The sequence below is a fragment of the Streptomyces sp. cmx-18-6 genome, from assembly GCF_046548915.1.
Classification (GTDB): domain Bacteria; phylum Actinomycetota; class Actinomycetes; order Streptomycetales; family Streptomycetaceae; genus Streptomyces.
The window spans coordinates 55916-78372 of the sequence record NZ_JAEBEP010000008.1 but is presented as its reverse complement, the minus strand read 5'-3'; the positions used below and the strand labels follow the sequence as shown (position 1 = coordinate 78372).

Sequence of the window (22457 nt, the reverse complement as noted above, 5' to 3'; positions counted from 1 at the left end):
GGGATCCCGGGGCCCGGTCGGCGGCTCACCGACATCGGCGGGACCCGGAGCGCTGCCCCGACCGTAGAGGTGGGCGACCCGCGCCGTACAGATCTCTACCGGCCAGTAAATGAGCAACCCTCAGGAATGGCGGAGGACCGGGCCCGTTCAGGCCGCCGGAACGATGGTCACCTTGACGTGCTTCATGATCGGCTGGTCGCTCTGGGTGCTGTAGTCGCCGAGCGCGCACAGCACGTTCATCTCCGGCATGTACCCGGCCGCGCAGCCGCGGGGGATGTCGTACGGAATGGCCGTGTAGCCGTTGAGACGCCGCCGGCTGCCGTCCTTCGCCGTGCTCGTGATGTCGACCGGGCCCAGGTCGCTGATGCCGCGTTCGCGCATGTCGGCCCGGTTCATGAAGACCAGCGTGCGCAGGTTCTCGACGCCCCGGTAGCGGTCGTCGTCCGAGTAAATGGTGGTGTTCCACTGGTCGTGGGACCGCATGGTGCCCAGCGCCAGCGTGCCGGGTGCGGGCACGACGTCGGGCAGGGCGGCGGCGGAGAACTCGGCGCGCCCGGACGGGGTGAGGAAGACCAGCTCCCGGGCGGGCTGCCGCAGGCGGAAGCCGAGCGGCAGGCGCACCCGCCGGTTGAAGTCCTCGAAGCCGTCCAGGGCCTTGGCCATGGTGTCGCGGATACGGTCGTAGTCCTCGATGTACCAGTGCCAGGGCGTCGCGCTGTCGGGCAGGGCGGCCCGGGCCATCCCGGCGACGATGGCCGGTTCGGAGAGCAGATGCGGGGAGGCGGGGCGCTTCATGCCGACCGACAGGTGGACCATGCTCATCGAGTCCTCCACGGAGGTGGACTGGACGCCCGTGCGCTGACGGTCCTTCTCGGTCCGGCCGAGACACGGCAGGATCAGGGCCCGGCGGCCGTGGACGAGGTGGCTCCGGTTCAGCTTGGTGCTCACCTGGACGGTCAGGCCGCAGGAGCGCAGCGCCGCGAAGGTGGCCGGGGTGTCGGGCGCGGCCCTGGCGAAGTTCCCGCCCATCGCGACGAACACCTCGATCTCGCCGCGCCGCATCGCCTCGATCGTCCCGACCGTGTCGAGCCCGTGCTCCCGGGGCGGTGTGATCCCGCAGGCTTCCGCCAGGCGGTCCAGGAACGCGTCGGCGGGGCGGTGGTCGATCCCGCAGGTCCGGTTGCCCTGGACGTTGCTGTGCCCGCGTACGGGGGAGGGGCCCGCGCCCTCCCGCCCGAGGTTGCCGCGGAGCAGCAGCAGGTTGACGATCTCCCGGACGGTGTCGACGCCGTGCTCGTGCTGGGTGAGGCCCAGGCACCAGCTCACGATGGAGCGGTCGGCCTCGCCGTACACCCGTGCCGCCTTCAGGACGTCGGCGCGGCTCAGCCCCGACTGCCTCTCGATCTCCTCCCACGGCGTCGCCTCGCACAGCGCCCGGTACTCCGCGAAGCCGGTGGTGTACCGGTCGATGAACTCCTGGTCCAGGGCCCGGGGATCGGACGCCGACCGCTCCAGGACCGCCTTCGCCATGCCCCGCAGCAGCGCCATGTCCCCGCCGATGCGCGGCTGGAGGTTCAGCGTGCTGGTCGGCGTCGACTTGAAGAGCGCCATGTCCACGAAGTCGTGGGGGACGATGGTGCGGGTGGCCGCCGCCTCCACGAGCGGGTTGACGTGCACGATCCGCGCGCCCCGCCGGTGGGCCTCGGCGAGGGCGGTGAGCATCCGGGGGGCGTTGGACGCGGCGTTGACCCCCAGGATGAACAGCGCGTCGGCGCTCTCCCAGTCCCGGAGGTCGACGGTCCCCTTTCCCGTGCCCAGAGACGCCGTGAGGGCGCGCCCGCTGGCCTCGTGGCACATGTTGGAGCAGTCCGGGAGGTTGTTCGTGCCCAGTTCACGGGCCATCAGCTGGTAGAGGAACGTGGCCTCGTTGCCGAGCCGGCCCGAGGTGTAGAACGCCGCCCGGTTCGGGTCGTCCAGACCGCGCAGCGCCGCCCCGACGACCTCGAACGCGTCCTTCCAGCTGATCGGCACGTAGTGGTCCGACTCGGGGTCGTACGCCATCGGCCCGGTCAGCCGCCCCTGGTTCTCCAGCTCGTAGTCGCTCCACCCGGACAGCTCGGTCACCGAATGGGCGGCGAAGAACTCCCGCCCGACCCGCTTGCGGGTCATCTCCCAGGTGACGTGCTTGATCCCGTTCTCGCAGATGTCCAGGTGCAGGCCCTTGAGGTCGTCCGGCCACGCGCACCCGGGACAGTCGAACCCGCCGTCCTCGTGGTTCATCCTCATGATCGCGCGGGGGCCGTCCACCGGGGACCGTTCGCGCGCCAGGAAGCGGGTCACGCTCTCCGCCGCGCCCCAGCCCGCCGCCGGGTGGCGGTAGGGCCGGAACCGGGGCTCGCCCTCGGGGGCCGGGCCGACAGCGGGCTCCGGCGGGTCCTGCTCGTCGCGGTGGGTGCTCAAGGCTCTCGACCCTTCGACCATGCGGGCACGGGGGGCAAAACGGACTCCCGGGCAGGCTATGCAGGGGTGCTCCCCTACGCCACTCGGCCTGCGGCGGGGTGCGGAGCACGGCCCGGTGCAGTGGGATGGCGGTCGTGCGGAAGGCAGCCGTACGAGGAGTCGATCCGCCGAATCCGCCGAATCCGCCGAGCCGCCGAGGAGGCCACGTGTGAGGCCCCTGCCCCGCCGCCCGGTGCTCCCCGCCGTCCCCCGGCTCATGGTCTCGGCGGCCCTCGGGGCGGTCGTCGGCGCGGCCACCGCCGCGCTGACCAACACCCCGCTGGGGATCCTCGCCGGCATCGCCGCCGCCGAGACCATCTTCGTCGTCGCGGGATGGACCGCGCTCTGGCCCATGGACGCGGCCACCACCCACCACAACGTCGGCCGTGAGGAGTTCCGGCCCGCCTTCGAGGAACTGGTCGTCGTCGCGGCCGCCCTGTGCGGACTCGTCGGCATCGTGGTGCTGCTCCTGATCGGGAAGTCCGACCTGAGCCACGCCGCCGCGGCCACCGCGCTGTGCGGTGTCTTCACCGCCTGGGCGTCGCTCCACCTGATGTACGCCACCCGGTACGCGTACCTCTACTACCTGCCCGTCGAGGGCGGGATCGACTTCAACTCCCCGGACCCGCCGAAGTACGTCGACTTCCTCTACTTCAGCTACAACCTCGGCATGACCTACCAGGTCTCCGACACCGACGTCTCCAGCTCCACGATCCGCGCGGTCGCCCTGCGGCACTGCCTCCTGTCGTACGTCTTCGGCGCGAGCATCCTGGCCACCACCATCAACCTCGTCACCGGAATCGTCACGGGCTGACGCGTGCGGGGTCGAAAGGGGCGATCCGCTCCGGTCCGGCCCGGTCGTGGGCCGCCCAGAGCGCCGCGTACTCGCCCCCGGCGGCCAGCAGTTCGTCGTGCGTGCCCTGTTCGGCGACCTCGCCGCCCCGCAGGACCAGGATCCGGTCCGCCCGGCGCGCCTGCTCCAGCCGGTGGGCGACGACCACGGCGGTGCGGCCCTCGGTCACCCGGGCCAGCGCCCCCTGGAGGAGGGCGCGGGTCCCCGGGCCCGACTCGGCGGTGGCCTCGTCCAGGACGACGACGGGCGGGTCGGCCAGCAGGACCCGGGCCAGCGCCAGGTGCTGGACGGCCCCGTCGTCGAGCGGGGAGCCGGCCGGGCCGAGGACGGCGTCGAGCCCGGCGTCCGGGTCCAGGTCAAGGGCCCAGCCGGCCCCGGCCTCGCGCAGGGCGTGGCGGAGCTGGTCGTCGGTGGCGTCGGGCCGGGCCAGCCTCAGGTTCTCGGCCAGGGTGCCGCCGAACAGGTGGACCTCCTGGGTGACCAGGTAGCGCGAGGCCGGGACGCCGGAGGTCCCGGCCTCGCCGCCCACGGTGATGCGGCCCCGGTCCGGAGCGCCGATCCCCGCGACGAGCCGGGCCAGGGTGCTCTTGCCCGAGCCGCTCGCGCCGACCAGGGCGAGGCTGGTGCCGGCGGGCACGTGGAGCGAGACCTCGCGCAGGGCGGGGCGCGTGCCGTCGTACGCGTACGAGACCTCCTCGACGTCGATGTCCGGGCGCCGCCCGGCCCCCCGCGCCGCCTCCTCCCCGGGGCGGACGTGGTGGCGGCCCAGGTCCGTGACCCCGACCAGGCGCGACAGCCCCACGGTGGCCCGCTGGACGTCGTCCAGGCTGCCCAGGAGCGCCCCGACCGGGCCGAACAGGCGGTGGAAGTAGAGGGCGGCGGCGGTGGCCGCGCCGAGGGTGATCGCCCCCGAGCCGAAGAGCGCGAAACCCGTCACCAGGACGGCGGCGAGACCGAGGAACTCCGCCGCGTTCAGCAGCCCGGTGAACCGGTTGCGCAGCTTCACCCCGTCCCGCTGCCGCTCGACGGCCCGGACGCTGCGGCCGGCCAGGGCGTCGAGGTGGTGGCCCTGGGTGCGGTACGCACGGATGGACTCGGCCCCGCGCACCGCCTCGACGACGGACTGCCCGCGCGCCGACTCCAGCCTGCGGATGTCCCCGTACACGCGGTGCGAGCGGCTGAGGAACCGCCGGGTGGCGTAGACGTGGACGGGCAGGCAGACGAGCCCGGCCAGCGCGAGGCGGAGGTCGAGGACGGCGAGGCCCACCAGGCTCAGACCGATGGTGAAGCTCGCGTTCGTCACATCGGGAAGGACGTCCAGGGCCGCCTCCGAGACCGCCTCGACATCGCGGGTGACCCGGGAGACGACATCGGAACTGCCGCTGCTCTCCAGGGTGTTGACGGGCAGATGGACCGCGGTCTCGAAGACGTCCTCGCGGAGCTCCGCCAGCACCTCCTGGACGAGCGCCACCAGCATCCGGCCGCCCGCGTAGGCGAGGGCGGCCCCGGCCGCGGTGGCGGCCACCAGGGCGATCCCGAGGACCGTCACCCTGCCCCGCCCGGCGTTGTCCGCGACGGCGTCCACGATGCCCCCGAGGACCGGGGGAGTGGCGAGCGTGGCCGCCGTGCCGCCGAGCAGGGTGAGCAGCGCCGCGACGAGCCGGCCGCGGTGTGCGCGGAGGCGGCGGAGGATCTCCTCGCGGGTCCGGCGCGCGCCGGCGACGGGGAGGGCGGCGGCGGGCGCGTCCGCCGGCTCGGGGGTCGGGGTCACCGGGGGAGTCCGTTCGGGTCGTGGCGGTCATCGCCCTGGTGGCCGGGGTGGCCGAGCTCGACCACCCGGTCGCAGGCGGAGAGGAGGATCGGGCCGGCGGTGATCAGGAGGATGGTGGACGGCAGACCGCGCAGCCCCTCGGCGATGCGCTGTTCGGTCACCGGGTCGACGGCGGTGGCCGGTTCGTCGAGGACGACGAGATCGGCTTGGCTGTGCAACGCGCGGGCCAGCAGCAGCCGTTGGCGCTGACCGCCGGAGAGCCGGCGGCCGTGCTCCCCGACCTCGGCCAGGTCGCCCCCGATCTGTTCGCGTACGTCGTCGAGCATGGCCGCCCCGGTGACCGCCGGGTCCACCGTGCCGCCCCGGGGGACCAGGTTGGCGTGCAGGGTGCCCGAGAACACCGCGCCGTGGTGGGGCGGGGCGACGACCCGGGCGCGTACCCGGTCGGGGCCCAGGTCGACCGCGTCGACCCCGCCGATCAGGAGCTCGCCGCGGGGCAGGGGGACCCGGTAGCCGAGCCGGTCGCTGAGCTCCCGGGCGTGGGCGGGATGGCGGGGGACGACGCCCACGAGCTCGCCGGGGCGCAGGTCGAGCGGCTCGCCGTGGCCGGGCGGGTGCCAGCGGAGCAGGGACGGGCCGCGGCCGGGGGCGGTGTCGGTCGGCGGTTCGGTCGAGCCGGGTTCTGCGGGGTCGGTCGGCGGCGGGGCCGAGCCGGGGCCGGTTCCGGTCGGCAGCGGCTCTATCAGGGGCGGTGCGTCGATCAGTTCGCCGAGGCGGCGCGCGGAGGCCCGCTTGTGGATCCAGTTCGAGGCGAAGGCGCCGACATGGGCGAGCGCGCCCTGGAGGAACTGCGCGAGTCCCAGCACCGTCACCAACTGGCCGATGGTGATGTGTCCGTCCAGCGCGAGATGCCCGGACGCCGTCGCGAGCACCGCGAGGAACACCCCCGACAGCAGCAGACTGAGACCGCCGTACGCCAGCACGGACCGCGAGGCGGCGACCGCACCGCGCCGTGAGGCGTCGCTCGCGGTGCGGTAGCGACGGGCGGCCTCCGCCCGGGCGTTCATCCCGGCGACCACCCGTATCCCGGTGATCAGGTCGGTGGCCACCTCGCTGGCCCGCGCCGCCGACCCCTGCTCGGCAAGCCCCCGGGCCTCCAGCGGCATCGAGACGCGCCGCATGACGACCAGCATCAGGACGGTCCCGGCGATGACGCCCACGCCCAGCGGTACGGAGATGACCAGCAGCGCGACCGAAGCGGTGAGGATCGCGGTGATCGTGGACGCCTGCTGGACGACGCTCCACGAGACCCCGGCCACCCGGTACGTGTCGGACGAGACCAGCGAGAGCGCCTCGCCGGAGCCGGGGCGGCGGCGCAGCGACAGCGGGTCCAGCAGCCGGGTCATCGCGCGCTGCCGCAGCTCGTGCTCCCCGTAGCCGTACACCGTGACCATCGACGACGACGCGCGCTGGTACGACAGCGACAACACGACGAAGACCCCGCCGAGCGCGAGCAGCCACCGGAACAGGGCGGTGCGGTCCGCCGGGGCCATCGCCCGGTCGATGACGACGCCGATGAGGATCGGCACCAGCGCCTCGCACAGCTGGTGGACCATGAACGCGACGGTGGTGAGCCCGATCCGCAGACCGCGCCCGTCGCGCAGCAGGGCCACCCGGAAGAGCGCCCGGACGGACCCGGTGCTCCCGGTTTCGGGGGAACTCATCGGCGGCCGCCCTTGTACTGGCGCGCGAGCAGCCAGGCCAGATAGGCCCCGCCGACGCACACGGTGACGACGCCCACGGGCAGGTCCACCCGCTGGGCGATGAAATCGGCCGCGACCAGGACCGCCGCGCCGGTGAGCGCCGCCGGGGCGATCCGCAGCGTGGTGGAGCTCCGGGTCAGCCGCTGGGCGATCTGCGGTGCGGCGAGGGCGATGAACGCGATCGGCCCGACCGCCGCCGTCACCAGCGCGGTGAGCGCGACCCCGGCGACGGTGGCGGTGAGCCGGGCGCGCTGGGCGTTCACCCCGAGCGCCAGGGCGGTGTCGTCGCCCATCTCCAGGTGGACCAGGGGCCGCACCACGCCGGCCGAGCAGATCAGCAGGGCGGCGAACACGAGTGCCGTCAGCCGCAGTTGCTCGAAGCCGAGCCCGCTGAGGGAGCCCGCGCCCCAGGTGGCCACCAGCATCGCCTTCTGCGGGCTGACGGCGAGGAGCAGCATCGAGCTGATCGAGCTGAGGAACGCGCCGACCGCGATGCCGACGATGATGAGCCGGAAGGGGCGTACGCCGCCCCGGTAGGCGAGCACGTACACCAGGAGCGCGGTAGCGGCCCCGCCGATCAGCGAACCCGTGGCGACGGCCAGGTAGTCGGCGGTCCCGAGCACGAGCATGACCACGCTGGCCCCCGCGTACGAACCGGACGCGAAGCCGATCACGTCGGGGGAGCCCAGCGGGTTCTTCGTGAGCGACTGGAAGAGCGCCCCGCTCACCGCGAGCGCCGCCCCGCAGACCACCGCGAACAGCAGCTTCGGCAGCCGCCAGGTGACGACGACCAGCCGTGTACGGGGCTCGGCGTCCGGGTCGAACAGCGCGGAGAGCACCTGGGCGGGGGTGAGCTGGATGGAGCCGGTGGCGAGCGTGAGGACGCCGAGGGCGGCCACCACCAGGACCAGCGCGCCGCAGACCAGGACGGAGCGCCGCTCGACGCGCAGCGAGGCTCCGCCCCGGCGCAGCGCCCAGGCGGGCCGCCCGAAGTCGGCCCGTTCGGCGAGGGGTTGGGCGGTCACAGGGAGCTCACCTTCCGGCGTCGGACCAGTGCGACGAGGACGGGCGCGCCGACGAGCGCGGTGACGAGGCCGACCCGCAGCTCCCCGGAGGGCAGCACGACGCGGCCGACGATGTCGGCGGCGAGCAGGAAGGCGGGGGCGGCGACGACCGTGACGGGCAGGATCCAGCGCTGGTCGGGCCCCACGAACCAGCGCACGATGTGCGGCGCCATCAGCCCCACGAACGAGATCGGACCGGCGACGGCGACGGAGGTCCCGGCCAGCAGGGTGACGGCGAGGATCAGGACCACCCGGGTGAGCGCGAGGCGCGTGCCCAGGGACTGGGCGAGGTCGTCACCGAGGGCCAGGGCGTTGAGGGAGCCCGCGCTGAGCAGCCCCAGCACGAGGCCCGCGCCGATGAGCGGCAGCGCGATCGGGAGGATGTCCAGGGACCGGCCGCCGATGGAGCCGACGCCCCAGAACCGCATCACGTCGAAGGTGGCGGTGGACTTGAGCACCATGGCGGAGGTGAAGCCGCCGCACACGGCGGTGAACGCGACGCCGGCCAGGGTGAGTTTCACCGGGGCGCCCCGGTCCGCGCCGATCGAGCCGAGGGTGTAGACGAGCACGGTGAGGCCGAAAGCGCCCGCCAGCGCGAACCAGATGAACTGGCTCGCGGCGGTGAACCCCAGCACGGCGACCGCGAACGTCACCGCGAGGCTCGCGCCCGCGTTGACGCCGAGGATGCCGGGATCGGCCAGGGGGTTGCGGGTGAACGCCTGGATCAGCGCCCCGCTCAGGCCCAGCGCCATGCCGGTGACGAGCCCGATCACGGTGCGCGGCACCCGCAGTTCACGGACCATCACCTGCTCGTCGGAATCGTCGAAGTGCAGCAGCGCGTCCCAGACGGTCCCCGGCGCGATGGGCCGCGCGCCGACCATCACGCTGAGGACGGCCGTGACGAGCAGCAGCGCGAGCGCCGCCAGCAGGATCAGCGTGCGGTGCCGGTGGCGCCGGCGGACCGGACCCGCGGTGTCGCGCGGGTCCGGCACGGCCTGCCCCGTGGTGGGGGGTGATGCGGTGGTGGTCATCGTCGTCCTCGGCAGGCTCGGGGGTCAGGAGCCCGCGCCGGTGCTGCCCCTGCCCGCGACGGCGTCGGCGAGCATCGGCACATAGCGCTGGAGACCCCACGGGATGGAGAGCACGGTCGGTCCGCTCGTCGCCATGGCCAGCTGCGGGTCCTGCACGAAGGCGTAGTGCTTGCCGGTGATCGGCTTCCAGCGGGAGAAGAGCGGGTCCTTGAGGGAGTACGTGACCTCGGCCGGCGCGTTCGCCCAGGCCACGACCACGTCGGCCTCGATGCTGTCGAGCTTCTCCAGGCTGACGCCGCCGTACCAGTCGGTGCCCTTCGCCGCGGCGGCGATCCTGCTCATCGACGGGGTGTTCTTGAAGCCGATCTCGGTCAGCAGCCGGACCCGGGCGTCGTAGTCGAGGTAGAGGCCGACCTCCGTCGACCCGGGGGTGAGGGCGACCGCGTAGGTGAAGGTTCTGCCCTTGAACTCCGGGTGGTCCACGGCGACCGCCGCCAACTGCCCGCCGACGTCCTTCACCAGGCTCTCGGCCTTCTTCTCCTCGCCCATCGCCTTGCCGATGGTGCGGGTCATCTCCTGCCAGGTCCCGCCGTCCCAGGGCTTCTTGAGGTAGGGGAGGGTGGGGGCGATCTCGGAGAGCCGCTTGTAGTCGACGTCCGTGATGCCGGAGTACAGGCCGACGATGAGGTCCGGTTCGAGGGAGAGGATCTGCTCGAAGTCGATCTCGCCCGCGTCCCCGTACTTCAGCGTCTCGGGAAGGGGCCCGCCGAGCTTCTCGACCTGGGTGCGGAACCACGGGGTGTACCCGTCCTCGTCACCGCCCCACTGCTCGTCCACGCCGACCGGCACGGTGCCGAGCGCGGCGACGACGTCCAGCGACATCCAGCTGAGCGTGACGATGCGCCGGGGCTTCTGCTTGATCGTCGTGGTGCCGTGGGCGTGCTTGACGTCCACGGGGAAGCTCTTCGCGGAGCTGCCCGCCTTCGCCTCCCCGGCGCTCGTGCCGGACCCGCCGCTGCCGCAGCCTCCCAGGACGAGTACGGCGCCGACGACGAGCGCCAGGACGCGGGCCAGGGGCCCCCTTCGGGGTCCGGCCGGAATGGATGGGGACACGGTTCTCCTCGGATTCTGGGGCGTCGCGGGGCGGGGTCAGGTCACCCTTGCCTCGCTGAACGCTAGAAGGCCCGGGAGCCGAGGAGGGTCGCGAACGGGCCAGGATGCGTCGCGAATCGGCCACGCGCGAGGTGCGTGGCGGCATCAGTGGCCGGCGGGTGTGAGCACCGTCTGTTCGCGCAGATACGCGGTCGGGCTCGTCCCGGTCACGCGGCGGAACGCCGCGGAGAACGCGCTCGTCGTGGAGTAGCCGCAGCGGTGCGCGACCAGGTTGACCGGGCGGCCCTGGGCGAGCAGGGTCGTGGCCGCGGACATCCGCACCAGGGAGCGCCACCGGGTGAACGACATGCCGACGTCCCGGCCGAACGCCCGCGTGATGGTCCGCACGCTCAGCGCGTGCCGTGCCGCCCACTCCTCCAGCGACAGGTCGCTCTCCGGGTCGCGCATGATGTCCTCGGCCATGGCGCGGATCCGCGAGTCCTCGGGGACGGGGACCTCCATCGCCGCGTGCGGGTCCTCCTCCAGCATCTCGATGATGAGCCGCTGGGCCCGCAGCCGCCGGTCGTCGGGCATCGCGTTGGCGTCGAGGTGCAGCAGCATCTCCTGGAGCGCGCGCCCCACCCGCAGGGAGCGCGGGGCGTTCCAGTGCGGCGGGATCGCCGCCCGGGTCACATAGGTGTAGCAGCTCACGCTCCCCGGGTCGGGCCGGGAAGCGTGGGGGGTGCCGGGCGGCATCCACACGCCCTGGCCCGGCACGAGACGCCGCACCGTGTTCCGGGTGTGCAGCGTCGTCGAGCCGGCGTGCGGCCAGACCAGGAGCGCGTCGTCGTGGGTGTGCACCCCGCTCGCCGACGACCCGGCGGGCACGGGGCTGTCGAGGACCGCCGTGGTGAGCAGATAGGGCGACTCCACCACGGGCCCGCCGATCACCGGCTCGGCCCAGCGGAGCGGGGTCGTCGAGAGCGTCTCTCCGCGCCCACGACCAGGGGTGACAACGAGAACCGACATGGAGGTTAGGCTAACCTAACCTCCCTGGTCGCCCTCTCGGCAGGTCGCCCCGGGCCGGATCCGCTTCAGGCCCACCAGATAGCCGTCGACCTTCGCGGTGACACAGGCGTCGCCGCGCCCGTACGCGGTGTGGCCCAGCCCCTCGTACGTCAGCAGCATCCCGCCCGGGAACTGCTCCGCGAGGCTCACCGCCTCCGCGTACGGCGGGGTCTCCACGTCGATACGGGCCCATGTCAGCAGCCGGCAGAGGCTGTCGGCCGCCCGGGCCGCATGGGTGATCACATGGCCGCGCGTCCACGGCGGGATGAGGGTCGGGCCGCCCGCTTCGGTCTGAGTGAGCGCCTCGACGGTGCGGAGGAAGCGGTCCGTCGAGGCGTTGATCGGATCCAGTGCGCCGGTGTGCCGTAGGGCGGCCCGTACTCCTGTGGTTCTGTGAATCATCCGTCATGCGGAATGTGTTACCCGCATGGCGGTATCCGGTCAGCGGCGGGCCAGGACCCGTACCCCATCGGCCGGCGGCTGGTACGGCAGGCCGAAGTGGGCGAAGAGCGCCGGCTCGTCCTCGGCGGGCAGGACGTCGTCCGTCCCCAGCGAGGGCCCGTCCTTCACCAGCGCCTTGGGGTGGGCGACCTTCACGTAGTCCGGCCCCACGACGGCCGACGCCAGCGGTACGAACACCAGCCGGTGGCGGGTCGGCAGGCCCACCAGCACGGTGACGAAGGCCGGTTCGTCGGTGGCGGTGTCGACGTAGACGGACTCCAGGGACCCGATCCTGCGCCCCTCGGCGTCGACGACGTCACGCGTACGCCACTCCCGGATGTCTGCGCTCTCGATCACGGCGGATCTCCTCGGGGTCGGCCACGTCGTACGTCGTACGCGGCGGTCTCGGCGGGTTCATCGCGGGTGGCCGCCCCCGTCCGGTGGCGGCCACCCCGCTGTCCCCTCCCACCTGCCCGTCAGCGCGGGCCGCACCCCTGGATTCCGTCAGGCCGCCGTCGTGCCCGGCGTCCGCCCCTCGGGGAGGAACAGCACCGAGTTGATGTACCGGGCACGGTGCGGCACGAAGGCCCTGCGCAGCAGCGGCTGATGGACCAGGTGTTCCGTCCTCGCCTGGTGGCCCACCAGGTCGAAGCCGGTCAGCGGGACCCAGCGCCGCGCCGCCAGCACCCACCCCGCGTACCCCTGGCCGGTGAGCAGGGCGATCGCCGGGTCGATCGGGCCGAGCCGGCTCTCCAGCTCCACGAGCAGCGCCGGACGGTCCCGCTCCAGCAGCTCCGCCGCACCCCGCAGCGCGGCGACCTCCGCGCCGTCCACGTCCATCTTCACGAAGCCGACCCCGCGCAGGTCCAGGCTGTCGAGGGTGATGGAGGGCACGTCGACGCTGTGCGCGTGGATCTCGCGGCGCTCCAGTGAGGACACCCCCCGGTCGCCCTGGTCGCCCTCCGGGAACCAGAGCCGGGCCGTGCCGCCGGGACGGTCGGTCGCCGCCCCCTGCACCACCCGGACGTTGGACGGCAGCGTACGGCGCAGATGCTCGACCAGATGCGGTACGGGCTCGACGGTGACGACCTGGGCACAGCGCCGGGCGAGCCGGCGCGACCAGGGCCCGTACCAGCCGCCGACGTCGACGGCGTTGGCGCCGGGCGGGCAGAAGTCGGCGAGCCGGCCCAGCTCGGGTTCGAAGCGCGGGTAGAGGGCGACGGCGGCGGAGCCGACGAGGCGGGTGGGCAGCCGGGATGCCACCGCCGCGGCGAAGGTGGTCATGCGGCCGACGCTTTCAGGTGCGTGAGGTATCTGTCGTGGGCCTCGGCGTCGGCCTTGCGGCCCGAGGAGGGCAGGAGCTGCGGTATGCCGTCCACGATGGGGTAACTCAGGCGCAGCCGGGGGTTGTAGAGCGCCTGTCCCCCCTCATCGGGCAGCAGCGACAGCGGGCCCTTGTCGAGCGGGCAGGCCAGGATGGCGAGCAGCGGATCGTCGGGGTTCATGAGACTCCCTCGGTTGCGGAGGTGGGATGGATGACGCGGTTCGGTGGTTCGAGTGTGGTCAGGACGGGGCCGTCGCCGCGGGCGCGTCGTGGCGGGGCATGGCCAGCAGGACGGTGAGGGCCAGCGCCGTGCCGGCCACCCGCAGGGCCAGCAGCAGCGGATCGTCCGGGAGCGACTCGCCGAACGCGAGCGTCCCGAGGACGGCGGTGAACAGACAGGTCACCGTGGTGCACACGGGCACGATGAGGGAGGCCCGGCAGCGTTGCAGCGCCGTCTGGGACATGACCAGACCGGCCACCGCGGTGAAGAGCAGCAGATACGGGTAGGGCGAGCCGAACAGCGAACGGGCCGCGTCCCCGATGTCGGTGGTGGTCAGCCGGCTGGAGGTGCCCTTGACGGCCAGCGAGCTGACGCCGTACAGCAGCCCGACCGCGACCCCGTAACCGATCCCGCTCGTCGGCACCCGGTGGCGTTTGTTCGCCCGCCTCTCCACGCTCACGTAGAGCCAGACGCCCGCCGCCAGCGCCGGGACGCAGACCAGGAGCACCAGCATCCAGGGGGCTCCCGCCCCCACCGAGTCCTCGCCCTCGCGGACCGAGGCGACGACCATCAGCAGCGCCACCAGGACCCCGCCCAGCGCATAGCGTTCGCGCCCGGTCGACTCCTCGCCGAGGACGGCCGAGGACAGCAGGAGGAGCAGCACCAGACCGGAGACGAAGATGCCCTGCGCCGCCGCGATCGGCAGCGCCCGGTAGACGACCAGCTGGGCCGCGAAACCGGCCGCCAGCGCCAGCGCGCCCACGATCCACAGCGGGCTGGTGAGCAGGACGAGGATGACGCGCAGCGGCCGGCCGGCGGAGAGCGCGGGCAGGTTGCCCAGGGCCCGCTTCTCCACCACGAAGCCCACGCTGTACAGCACGTTGGCCACCAGCGCGGCCCCCACACCCCACCACATCGCGCTATCGCCGCCGAGCGTGGGCCAGCAGGATGGACGCCGCACCGGGCACCGCGCACGCGGCCCGGTCCAGCAGCCGCAGCGGGCGCGGCACCCCGTGGAAGGGCGCGCCCGTGATCGTCACGTCGTCGAAACCGGACGCCGTCAGGAAGGAGCGCAGCGCCCGCGCGGTGTACAGCCGCAGATGGCCCACCACCTCGGAGCCGGGGCGGCCGTGGATCCCGCGCAGGCTGACCTCCGAGAACACCGGCTGCACCCCGGCCAGCAGCAGCGCCCGGTTGTACCAGGCGGCCAGGTTCGGGGTGGACAGCATCAGATGGCCGCCCGGCTTCAGGACCCGCCGCAGCTCGTCCAGCGCCTGGTCCGGGTCGACGAGGTGCTCCAGGATCTCGCTGAACAGCACCGCGTCCGCGCACCCGTCCGCGAGCGGCAGCCCGCCGTGCTCCAGCTCGCCCCGGACCACCGAACCCATCCGGGGGCGGGCCCGGCGCAGCGCGTCCTGCGACCAGTCGACGCCGATCAGCCGGTGCCCGGTGAGGATCGGCGCGGCGGTGGCGGCGGCCGTTCCGTCGCCGCATCCGACGTCCACGATGACCTGGCCCGGCGCTTCCAGGGCGTCGGCCAGCAGCCGCGCCTGGCGTCGGCTGCGCCCGTCGCCGGACGCCACGGGCACGGCCGGGTTCTCGTAGAAGTCCCGGAGGCCGGCCGCGGGCGCGGGGGGAGCGGAGGGAGAGGACGGGGAAGCGGATGACGGGGGAGCGGTGTCGGTCATGGGGCCTCCTCCGAGGACGTCGCGGCCAGATGGCGGGTGAAGAGGCCGAGCAGCGCCGCGCCGTCCTCGTCGCCCAGCAGGGCGCGCGACCAGCGCAGCGCCAGGTGCAGCCGGCCGGCCGTGGACGCCGTGGTGAACGTCAGCCCCCTCGGCGTCCGGGCGGGCGCGGAGAACCACAGGGCGGTGGGCCGTCCCGCGTCGCCGAAGTCCATCGGATACGGGATGCGGCCGATGTTGCTGAGCAGCGTCGTCGAGGTCCACGGACCCGCCAGCACCCGCAGCCCCCGGGTGAACGACGCCCGCGCCGCGACCGGTACCAGCGGGGTCGTCAACAGCGAGGCCGCGCGGCCCAGTTGCGGCCGGGGCTGCGCCTTCAGCGCCCGGGTGCGCTCGGCGGTCAGCCGCAGCAGGGCGGCGACGTCCCGGCCGGCCGCCACCTCCGCCGCGTCGAAGCCGACCTCGACCAGCCGGGTGCCGTTGCCGATCGGCATTTCGGGCCCCCGGGGGCGGTCGTCCACCGGCATGGTGATCCGCAGCGGCCGTTCGGCCGTGCCCCGGGAGCGGTTCCAGTCGGCCACCGTCAGAGCGGTGGCCACCATCAGCTGGTCGTTCACCGTGTACGGGGCCCCCGACTCCCGCCGGGGCACCGGCAGTTCGGCCACCAGCATCGCGTTGCCCGACGCCCCTCGCGGCGTGCCCGCCGCCACCCGGGCCGGTCTGGCCAGGGCCGACGGACCGGAGCGCCGGGGCGGCGGGACGGACGCCGGGCGGGCCGGAGCGGGCGGCGGGGGAGCGGCCCGCCCGCTGTAGATCTCGGCGGCGCTCGCCGCCAGCCGCAGACACGCGGGCCCGTCGAGGGCCGTGTGGTTCACGGTGAACAGCAGCACACAGCCCTCCCGGCCCGGCTCCCGCACCACCTCGACCCGCAGCGGCGGCGAGGCGGTCAGCGACGGGGCGACGGCCAGCGCCGCGTCCCGCGCCCGGTCGAGCGCCCCGGGCGCGGCCGGCGGGAAGGAGACCGGGTCCCGGTCCGGGCCGTCCGTGAGCTCCCACTCGTACCGCCGGGCGAAGGGCCCGCGCGGGCGCTCCCGCATCAGCGCCCGTGGATAGCGCGCCAGCGACTGCGCGAACGCGGACCGGAACCGGTCCTCCTCGACCCGGCCGGGCAGATGCACCTCGATGTGCACGGTGGTCGGCTCGGCGTCCTGCTCGCAGTGCCGTTCCACCTCGTCCACGACGGGGAACGGCACCCGGGGCAGCCGCCCGGCCGCGTGCGGCCGGGCGGGCTGGAGGGCGGTCATCAGGCGTCTCCTCCGGCACGGGGGTCCGGCCGGCCGGCGGGCGGCGCGGTCGGGCCGCCCGGACCGCGCGCGGGCGGATCGGTGTGCGGCCTCTTCGCGTCGGCGGAGAGCGTCCGGCCGGACGCCGGGCCCGGCTGCGCCGGAACCGTACCGCCGGTGCCACCCGCCGCCGAAGGCTCCGCGCCCGGGTCGGCGGGATACGGTCCCGCCGCCACGGAAGGCTCCGCACCCGGTCCCGCCGCCCGCCGCCGGCCCCGGCCCGGGGTGGCCCCGACCGTGACCAGTGCGGCGAACAGGGCGATCAGCGCGAGGAGTTGAGCGGTCGCCCCGAAGGCCCCCTTGTCCGTCGCCGTGGCGTCCCCGGTGCCCACGGCCGCGACCACACCGGCCCCCGCCATCGCCGCGAAGGCGACCGGCGCCAGCAACGACGGGCGGAAGTGGGCGAGTACGGCGAGCACGGGCACCACCAGGGCCACCGGCCCGGCGATCACGATGCCCACCAGGGTCAGCACCACCGTGCCCAGGATCAGGCCCGGCCCCGGCGGTACGGGCTGCTCCTCAGCCCCGTACGCCCCCTCGTACGGACCGGAGCCCCGACGCCGTACGAACGCGAGCCCCACCAGGACCAGGAACAGCACCCCGGCCCCGATCAGACCGGCCTGGTAGATCCGCGCCGGCTCGTACTCCAGGGTGACCGTGCCGCCCTCGCCCTCCGGGACCAGCCACGCCTGCTGCCAGCCGTCGATCCGCAGCGGCGTCAGCTCCTTGCCGTCCAGCGTCGCCTTCCAGCCCGCGTTGTGGTTCTCGTGGATCTGGAGGTACGAAGCCTCGCCGGCCCCGACGCTCAGCGTGCGCCGGTCGCCATCGGCCTTCTTCACGTCGACCGTGCGGGCGGTGGCCTCCGGGGCCTTCGCCTCTCCGGTACTCAGCGTGACGTCGGTGACGGCGAGCGGACCCGCGTCCCCCGCCTCCACGGTGTGGGTCGACGCGCCCAGCTCCACCTTGCTCTGCTCGGTGCAGAGCGAGACGGCGATGGGCCGACGCTGCGTGAGGTCGCTGACGCGGCCCTCGGCGCGGGTCTCCATGAACGTGCCGCCGATGGAGAGGACCGGCCCCTTGCCGCAGGGCAGGCTGAACGTCTTCTCCGGGTTGGGCTGCGGCGAGCGGAACTCCTTCAGCGCGGGGATGTAGACCTCGCTCAGACCCACCGGCAGCTGCAACTGGCTGTCGGCGACCGGGTTGTGCAGGGTGAGCGGGGCCGCCCGCGAGATGGTGATGTCCATCCGGTCGGTGGTGATGGGCGAGAAGCGGGCCATGCCGTTCTCGTCCACCGACGCCACCGCCGTCCCGTCCGGCGAGCTGATCTGCACCTGCTCGGGCCGGGTGGACAGACCGCCGGCCGCGGCGAACACGATCTCCCCGATCTCGGTCTTCTCCGGCCAGGACAGATGCAGTACGGGACGGTCGCCCGCGACCCACGCCGTGGTGAGGTCCCCGTCCGTCAGGTTGCGGGCGCTCAGGTTGGTGCCGATGCGGGCCGTGGAATCGGCGCTCACCCGGATCTTGTCCTGCTCGCCCGTCAGGTCGAACAGCAGCTTGTCGAGCTCGTCGCCCGGGACGGGCAGCGCGCTCGCGCCGACCGTGTACTCTCCGGCCGTCGCCGCCGTGAACTGCCGGTGCAGCCCGGTCTCGGCGGCCACGGCGGAGAGCCCGCCGGGGTCGCTGCCCCGCCGCAGCGAGTAGACCGCCGAGTCGGCGCCCTCGCGCGGTGCGTCGGACGGCAGCTCCAGCATCCGGGTGACCTGCACCCCGGGGATGGCGATGTCGGTGAACCCGGCACCGGTGAGCCCGGGACGCCCCTGCTGGGACTTGAGGATCGTCACCTTCAGCCAGGCGGCGGCCCCGGCGGGCGCGGCCACCTCCTGCGGGGAACCGTCAGGACGCAGCGGGCTGTCCTCGACGCCCTGGTCCGTCTCGACCCGCACTTCGGTCGGGGCCGCCCGGAGGTTGCCGCTGGCCAGCGGGGTGAGCCGCAACGAGGCCGGGATCTCGGTCGGGCCGGAGAAGTCGATCCGCACCCATTCCCCCTTCGGGGAGGTGTGGGACCCCTCCGCCCAGGCGGTGTCCGGATTGCCGTCGAAGGCGTTGACCGGGTCGTACTGCGGCAGATGGAACAGCCAGTTGCCGATGGACGAGGCGCTGACCGCCTTCGCGCCCCGCAGCACCGCCGTGGTCTGGTGCTCCTTCCCGGAGGTCGGCAGGATCTGGCGCGGTGACGCCCCCGGGTCCTGCACCGAGTTCGGGGCGTTGCGCTCGTCGGCCGTATAGGTGTGCGACGTATTGGAGTTGACCAGGCCGAACCGGGTGTCGGCCCGGCGCAGCCCGTCGCCCGCCGCGTAGAGCGAGGGCCTGCCGACGCCCGGGTGGGCGTCACCGGCCAGGACGGTGGGCCGCCCCTCCAGGACGCCGCTCGCGGTGAGCGGCAGCAGGGACTCCGGCCCGCCGCTGACGACGGCGGTCGAGGAGACCGGAGCGGTGCTCGCCCGGCCGGGACGCTCGGTGCCGGCGGGCGGCTCGTAGACCTCCACCGCGCTCTGGCGCGGGAACAGGCCCTCGATCTGCACAGGGGTGTCGTTGGCTATGCGTCCTCCGGTCATCACCGGTCCGAAGCCGGTGACCCGCCGGTAGCCGGACGCCTCCAGGGACCGCTTGACCGTGGTGGTGGGGACGTACCCCAGCTGGTCCGGGTCCAGGTCGTTGCGGACCACGACGTAGTGCAGCCCCGCCCGGTTCAGGTACTCGCTGAGCCCGGGCACCTGCGCCCCGGACGTCAGCGCCTGCTCCACGGCGTCCATGGCCCGCCGGTTGCCCGGCGTCCCGAAGGGCACGTAGTCGCGCTGCGCGTACGGCGTGTCGGCCAGCACGTCCAACGGCTGGTCGATGGGGGAGCCCCAGGTGTAGAGGCCGTGCGCGGTGGCGGGGACCACGAGGGCCCGGTCGTCCGGCGAGTTCTCCTTCAGCCACCCGGCGGCCTTCTCCCAGTGGTCCGGGACCTTCTCGAACGAACCGGGCTGAAGGATCGACCCGTTCACGTACGGCCAGGCCAGGCCCGGCAGGACGATCACGGCGGCGATCACCGGAGCCAGCCGGCGCGCCCGCACCGGCACCCGCTCGTCGCGCTCCGCCCGCAGCGAGGCCACGGCGGTGATGTGCGCCAGGCCGAGCGCCAGGGCGAGGGCCAGACCGGTCTGGAACTTGTAGATGTTCCGGAACGGCACCAGCCAGCCGTCCAGCCACGCCTGCACGGTCCCGTGGAAGAGACCGCCCAGCGCACCGCCGTAACCGGCGAGCGTGACGAGCACGACGGACAGCACGGTCAGCACCAGCCAGCGGCGCTCGGGCAGATCGCGCCGGGCCAGACCGGCCAGCCCCAGCGCGGCGGCGAGCGCCGAGCCCAGGATGGTGACGGTCGCGGTGGCGACGGTCCACCCGGCGGGCAGCCAGGGCTCACCGAAGTTCAGATAGCCGACCCAGTTGCCCGCACCGCGCAGCACCTCGGTCGCGGACATGGTCGTCGTGGTGGTGTACGAGGTCTCCACGTACGGCATGAAGTTCTCGCCGAACGCGCCGAGCAGCAGCAGCGGCACGATCCACCAGGCGGTCGCGAGGATCACGCCCGGGATCCACCAGGCCAGCAGCGCCCGCTTGCGCGGACCGCCCGGCCGGGACAGCAGATAGAGCCCGACCGGCAGCAGCGAGGCCAGCGTGGACGCCGCGTTCACCCCGCCCATCAGCGGGATCAGCAGCGCGGACCGGGCCGCGGCGATACGCGGCGCGAGACGCGGGTCCGTCAGCGGCAGCAGCACCCACGGCAGCATCGCGCCGGGCAGGGCCGCGGCGGAGGTGGAGCCGACGACGATGGTGTACGTCGGCCACAGCGCGTACACCAGGGCGCCCAGCAGCCGGGTGGCCGGGGAGCCGACGCTCAGGCGCTCCGCCAGCCGCAGCGCACCCCAGAACGCCGTCGTGATGATCAGCGACAGCCACAGCCGCTCGGCGAGCCAGACGGGCACCTGCAGCAGGTCGGCGGCGCCGTAGTACGGCAGCATCGGGACGAGGTAGCCGATGTACTGGTCCGTGAGACCGCCGAACCCGCCCCGGCTGTGCCACAGCTCGCCCAGTTCGGCGAAGAACCGCCCGGGGTCCACGACGACGCCGAGCTTGGTGTCGAACGTCATGCGTCCCGGCGACACCGCCAGGAACGCCACGAACACGAGGGCCCAGAACCCCAGCAGCCAGCGCCGGGAACGGGGAGCCGCCGGGGCGTCGGCCGGTCTGGCGGGCGGTGGGTCGCCGCCGTCCGGGGCCTGGCTCGGTGGGAGGTGGACTGCGCTGGTCATGAACACCGCCGGAGAATGAGGAGGAGGTTCCAGGTGGCGAATTCCCGCAGTCCGGGCACCCGGGTGATGAGTTCGGGCAGGACCGGCCAGTACCGCGACCGCGCGGACACCACGTCCACGTCGGTGCGGCCCCGGACATGGCGCAACGTCGGGCCGACGCCGATCCTGAAGAGGTTCTCGCCGAGCCGGTGCTTGGCCGGGGAACCCGTGCGCCGCTCGTAGCGGGCCCGGGCGCGTTCGGCGCCGGCGTAGTGCCAGGGGGCCCACTCGTGGCCGCCCCAGGGCGAGAGCCAGTTGGTGAACGAGACGTAGATCAGCCCGCCGGGGCGGGTGACGCGCGCCATCTCGCTGAGAAAGGTGTGCGGGTCGGCGACGTGCTCCAGCACATTGGAGGAGAAGGTGACATCGGCGACCCCGTCCGCCAGCGGCAGCAGATAGCCGTCCGCGACGATCGTGTCCCGGGCCCGCTGCACCTGCTGCCCCTCGCCCAGTTCCTTCGCGTCCGGCTCGAAGAGATAGCCGAGCGCGCCGCGCCGCCGGAACTCCCGGGTGAAGTGGCCGTTGCCGCCGCCCACGTCCACGACGATCTTGCCCTTCAGCGGTACGTACCGCTCGACCTGGTCGGCCGCGTCACGGGCCAGCAGGGTGTACGCGGCGGCGGGGTCCTCCTGCTCGCGCGTGAAGGCGCGGAACAGGGCGAGGGAGCGGCGGAAGGACGGGTCTCTCACGAGCCGGCACCCGCCGACCAGGACCGCGTGCCGCTGATCGCCTCGGCGGCCACGGCCTCGAACTGGCTCACACTGCTGGTCCACCGGTAGGCGGCCGCGCGCTCGCGTGCCGCCTTGCCCATCGTCTCCCGGCGCTCCTCGTCGAGCGCCAGCGCGCACCAGGCGGCGGCGAACGACGACTCGCCCCGGGCGAGGACGCCCGTGACGCCGTCCTCGACGGAGTCGCGCAGCCCGGGGACGTCGAAGCCGAGGGTCGGCGTCGACCGGGTGCCGGCCTCCGTGACGACCAGCCCCCATCCCTCGACGGCCGCCGGGTGCAGCAGCATCCAGGAGGCGCACAGCAGCCGGTGCTTCTCCGCCTCGGACACATGCCCGGCGAACTCGACGCCGGGACCGGCGAGCCGCTCCAGCTTGTCCCGCTCGGGACCGTCGCCGACGATCACGAGCCGGCCGCCGGTGACCGGCCGTACCCGCTCCCAGAGCTGGAGCAGCAGGTCGATGCGCTTGTAGTCGACCAGCCGGCCGAGCGCCAGGAACAGCGGGGTCGCGGACCGTTCGCCCTGCGGGCTCGGCTCCTGGACGCCGTTGTTCACCAGCCGTATGCGCCCGTCCGGGACGCCGAGGTCCCGCAGGGCGCCCGCCGTGGACGGCGAGACGGCGATCATCAGATGGTCCCGGTAGGCCCGGGACAGCGCCCAGTGTTCGAGCTGCCGCCCGGCGCGGGCCACCGGCGCCGGGAAACGCATCTCCCACAGATCGGTGTGCACATGGTTGACCAGGCACACGGTCGGACCCCGGTGCCACAGGGGCGCCAGGTAGGGCATGCCGTTGCAGACCTCCACCAGCAGGTCGCAGCTGCCCACCTGCCGGGCGAACGCGGAGCGCGCGCCGACGTAGTGGCCCAGCGTGCTGCCGGCGGAGACGACCCGGTAGGGCCGGCGTGCGGCCTGCCCGCCGCACAGAAGGGTGACGTCATGGCCTCGTTCGGTGAGGCCGAGGGCGAGCTGGTCGACGAGCAGCTCGGAGCCGCCGGCGGCCGGATTGTCCAGGTCGCGGTGGGCGAGGAAGACGATCCGTCTGGGGGTGGCGGGAACCCTCGGAGCGACGGGGCCCTGATCCTGCGGCGCTGCGTCGAGCAGCGGGGGAGGTACGTGCTGGGGCATGGGTGCTCCAACTCGGCTCGGGGAGCGGGGGACTCGGGGCGGGGCTGAATG

18 protein-coding genes are annotated in these 22457 nt (G+C 73.7%); 1 reads left to right on the top strand and 17 read right to left on the bottom strand.

The features are described 5' to 3' along the window. Nucleotides 1-147: 147 nt before the first annotated feature. Entirely contained in the window at nt 148-2481 is a 2334-nt protein-coding gene (locus tag ACLJPL_RS20030) for an FdhF/YdeP family oxidoreductase (RefSeq protein ID WP_411082220.1), read from the bottom strand. A 235-nt stretch (nt 2482-2716) separates the two neighbouring features. On the opposite strand from ACLJPL_RS20030, the gene ACLJPL_RS20025 reads away from it, so the two are divergent. Further along, nucleotides 2717-3313, top strand: coding sequence for a DUF1345 domain-containing protein (locus ACLJPL_RS20025; protein ID WP_411082472.1), 597 nt, complete (start codon nt 2717-2719; stop codon nt 3311-3313). Here the strand turns inward: ACLJPL_RS20025 and ACLJPL_RS20020 are convergent. From ACLJPL_RS20020 to ACLJPL_RS19945, 16 genes are all read right to left on the bottom strand, one after another. Next, complete coding sequence (locus ACLJPL_RS20020; RefSeq protein WP_411082219.1) at nt 3303-5123, bottom strand: ABC transporter ATP-binding protein; 1821 nt, start codon at nt 5121-5123, stop codon at nt 3303-3305. The two genes, ACLJPL_RS20025 and ACLJPL_RS20020, sit on opposite strands and share 11 nt — an antisense overlap. Next, entirely contained in the window at nt 5120-6847 is a 1728-nt protein-coding gene (locus tag ACLJPL_RS20015) for an ABC transporter transmembrane domain-containing protein (RefSeq protein ID WP_411082218.1), read from the bottom strand. Before ACLJPL_RS20015 ends, ACLJPL_RS20020 begins: the two co-directional genes overlap by 4 nt. After that, nucleotides 6844-7911, bottom strand: coding sequence for a FecCD family ABC transporter permease (locus ACLJPL_RS20010; RefSeq protein ID WP_411082217.1), 1068 nt, complete (start codon nt 7909-7911; stop codon nt 6844-6846). Before ACLJPL_RS20010 ends, ACLJPL_RS20015 begins: the two co-directional genes overlap by 4 nt. Then, a complete protein-coding gene (locus ACLJPL_RS20005) occupies nt 7908-8981 on the bottom strand; it encodes a FecCD family ABC transporter permease (protein ID WP_411082216.1) in 1074 nt (357 codons plus the stop codon). The genes ACLJPL_RS20010 and ACLJPL_RS20005 overlap by 4 nt, the downstream gene beginning before the upstream one ends. A 24-nt stretch (nt 8982-9005) precedes the next feature. After that, nucleotides 9006-10094 (bottom strand): iron-siderophore ABC transporter substrate-binding protein, encoded by a 1089-nt coding sequence (locus tag ACLJPL_RS20000; RefSeq protein ID WP_411082215.1) that lies wholly within the window; start codon nt 10092-10094, stop codon nt 9006-9008. Nucleotides 10095-10238: 144 nt separating this feature from the next. Further along, entirely contained in the window at nt 10239-11102 is an 864-nt protein-coding gene (locus ACLJPL_RS19995) for a helix-turn-helix domain-containing protein (protein ID WP_411082214.1), read from the bottom strand. A 15-nt stretch (nt 11103-11117) separates the two neighbouring features. Further along, nucleotides 11118-11543, bottom strand: a complete 426-nt coding sequence (locus ACLJPL_RS19990) for an alpha/beta hydrolase (protein ID WP_411082213.1) — start codon at nt 11541-11543, stop codon at nt 11118-11120. A 39-nt stretch (nt 11544-11582) separates the two neighbouring features. Continuing rightward, nucleotides 11583-11939 carry a PRC-barrel domain-containing protein gene (locus tag ACLJPL_RS19985; RefSeq protein WP_411082212.1) on the bottom strand — a complete coding sequence of 119 codons (357 nt, stop codon included), beginning with the start codon at nt 11937-11939 and terminating at the stop codon, nt 11583-11585. Between the two features lie 147 nt (nt 11940-12086). Continuing rightward, the gene (locus ACLJPL_RS19980) at nt 12087-12866 is read right to left on the bottom strand and encodes an FkbM family methyltransferase (protein ID WP_411082211.1); all 780 of its coding nucleotides are present in this window, start codon (nt 12864-12866) and stop codon (nt 12087-12089) included. Beyond that, nucleotides 12863-13087: a Trm112 family protein gene (locus ACLJPL_RS19975; protein ID WP_411082210.1), complete on the bottom strand. Its 225-nt coding sequence runs from the start codon at nt 13085-13087 to the stop codon at nt 12863-12865. Before ACLJPL_RS19975 ends, ACLJPL_RS19980 begins: the two co-directional genes overlap by 4 nt. Nucleotides 13088-13145: 58 nt before the next feature. Beyond that, nucleotides 13146-14042: a hypothetical protein gene (locus tag ACLJPL_RS19970; RefSeq protein ID WP_411082209.1), complete on the bottom strand. Its 897-nt coding sequence runs from the start codon at nt 14040-14042 to the stop codon at nt 13146-13148. Nucleotides 14043-14046: 4 nt separating this feature from the next. Further along, the gene (locus ACLJPL_RS19965) at nt 14047-14814 is read right to left on the bottom strand and encodes a class I SAM-dependent methyltransferase (protein WP_411082208.1); all 768 of its coding nucleotides are present in this window, start codon (nt 14812-14814) and stop codon (nt 14047-14049) included. Next, on the bottom strand, nt 14811-16115 hold the full coding sequence (locus ACLJPL_RS19960) for a condensation protein (protein WP_411082207.1): 1305 nt from the start codon (nt 16113-16115) through the stop codon (nt 14811-14813). Before ACLJPL_RS19960 ends, ACLJPL_RS19965 begins: the two co-directional genes overlap by 4 nt. Then, on the bottom strand, nt 16115-20515 hold the full coding sequence (locus ACLJPL_RS19955) for an alpha-(1->3)-arabinofuranosyltransferase family protein (RefSeq protein ID WP_411082206.1): 4401 nt from the start codon (nt 20513-20515) through the stop codon (nt 16115-16117). Before ACLJPL_RS19955 ends, ACLJPL_RS19960 begins: the two co-directional genes overlap by 1 nt. After that, the gene (locus tag ACLJPL_RS19950) at nt 20512-21243 is read right to left on the bottom strand and encodes a class I SAM-dependent methyltransferase (RefSeq protein ID WP_411082205.1); all 732 of its coding nucleotides are present in this window, start codon (nt 21241-21243) and stop codon (nt 20512-20514) included. The genes ACLJPL_RS19955 and ACLJPL_RS19950 overlap by 4 nt, the downstream gene beginning before the upstream one ends. Beyond that, complete coding sequence (locus ACLJPL_RS19945; RefSeq protein ID WP_411082204.1) at nt 21240-22406, bottom strand: glycosyltransferase family 4 protein; 1167 nt, start codon at nt 22404-22406, stop codon at nt 21240-21242. The genes ACLJPL_RS19950 and ACLJPL_RS19945 overlap by 4 nt, the downstream gene beginning before the upstream one ends. Between the last annotated feature and the right edge of the window lie 51 nt (nt 22407-22457).

Excerpts from the sequence above, each read along its gene's own strand:
- ACLJPL_RS20030 (WP_411082220.1), bottom strand. The coding sequence starts at position 2,481 with ATGGTCGAAGGGTCGAGAGCCTTGAGCACCCACCGCGACGAGCAGGAC.
- ACLJPL_RS20025 (WP_411082472.1), top strand. The coding sequence starts at position 2,717 with ATGGTCTCGGCGGCCCTCGGGGCGGTCGTCGGCGCGGCCACCGCCGCG.
- ACLJPL_RS20015 (WP_411082218.1), bottom strand. The coding sequence starts at position 6,847 with ATGAGTTCCCCCGAAACCGGGAGCACCGGGTCCGTCCGGGCGCTCTTC.
- ACLJPL_RS20005 (WP_411082216.1), bottom strand. The coding sequence starts at position 8,981 with ATGACCACCACCGCATCACCCCCCACCACGGGGCAGGCCGTGCCGGAC.
- ACLJPL_RS19995 (WP_411082214.1), bottom strand. The coding sequence starts at position 11,102 with ATGTCGGTTCTCGTTGTCACCCCTGGTCGTGGGCGCGGAGAGACGCTC.
- ACLJPL_RS19990 (WP_411082213.1), bottom strand. The coding sequence starts at position 11,543 with ATGATTCACAGAACCACAGGAGTACGGGCCGCCCTACGGCACACCGGC.
- ACLJPL_RS19980 (WP_411082211.1), bottom strand. The coding sequence starts at position 12,866 with ATGACCACCTTCGCCGCGGCGGTGGCATCCCGGCTGCCCACCCGCCTC.
- ACLJPL_RS19975 (WP_411082210.1), bottom strand. The coding sequence starts at position 13,087 with ATGAACCCCGACGATCCGCTGCTCGCCATCCTGGCCTGCCCGCTCGAC.
- ACLJPL_RS19970 (WP_411082209.1), bottom strand. The coding sequence starts at position 14,042 with ATGTGGTGGGGTGTGGGGGCCGCGCTGGTGGCCAACGTGCTGTACAGC.
- ACLJPL_RS19965 (WP_411082208.1), bottom strand. The coding sequence starts at position 14,814 with ATGACCGACACCGCTCCCCCGTCATCCGCTTCCCCGTCCTCTCCCTCC.
- ACLJPL_RS19960 (WP_411082207.1), bottom strand. The coding sequence starts at position 16,115 with ATGACCGCCCTCCAGCCCGCCCGGCCGCACGCGGCCGGGCGGCTGCCC.
- ACLJPL_RS19955 (WP_411082206.1), bottom strand. The coding sequence starts at position 20,515 with ATGACCAGCGCAGTCCACCTCCCACCGAGCCAGGCCCCGGACGGCGGC.
- ACLJPL_RS19945 (WP_411082204.1), bottom strand. The coding sequence starts at position 22,406 with ATGCCCCAGCACGTACCTCCCCCGCTGCTCGACGCAGCGCCGCAGGAT.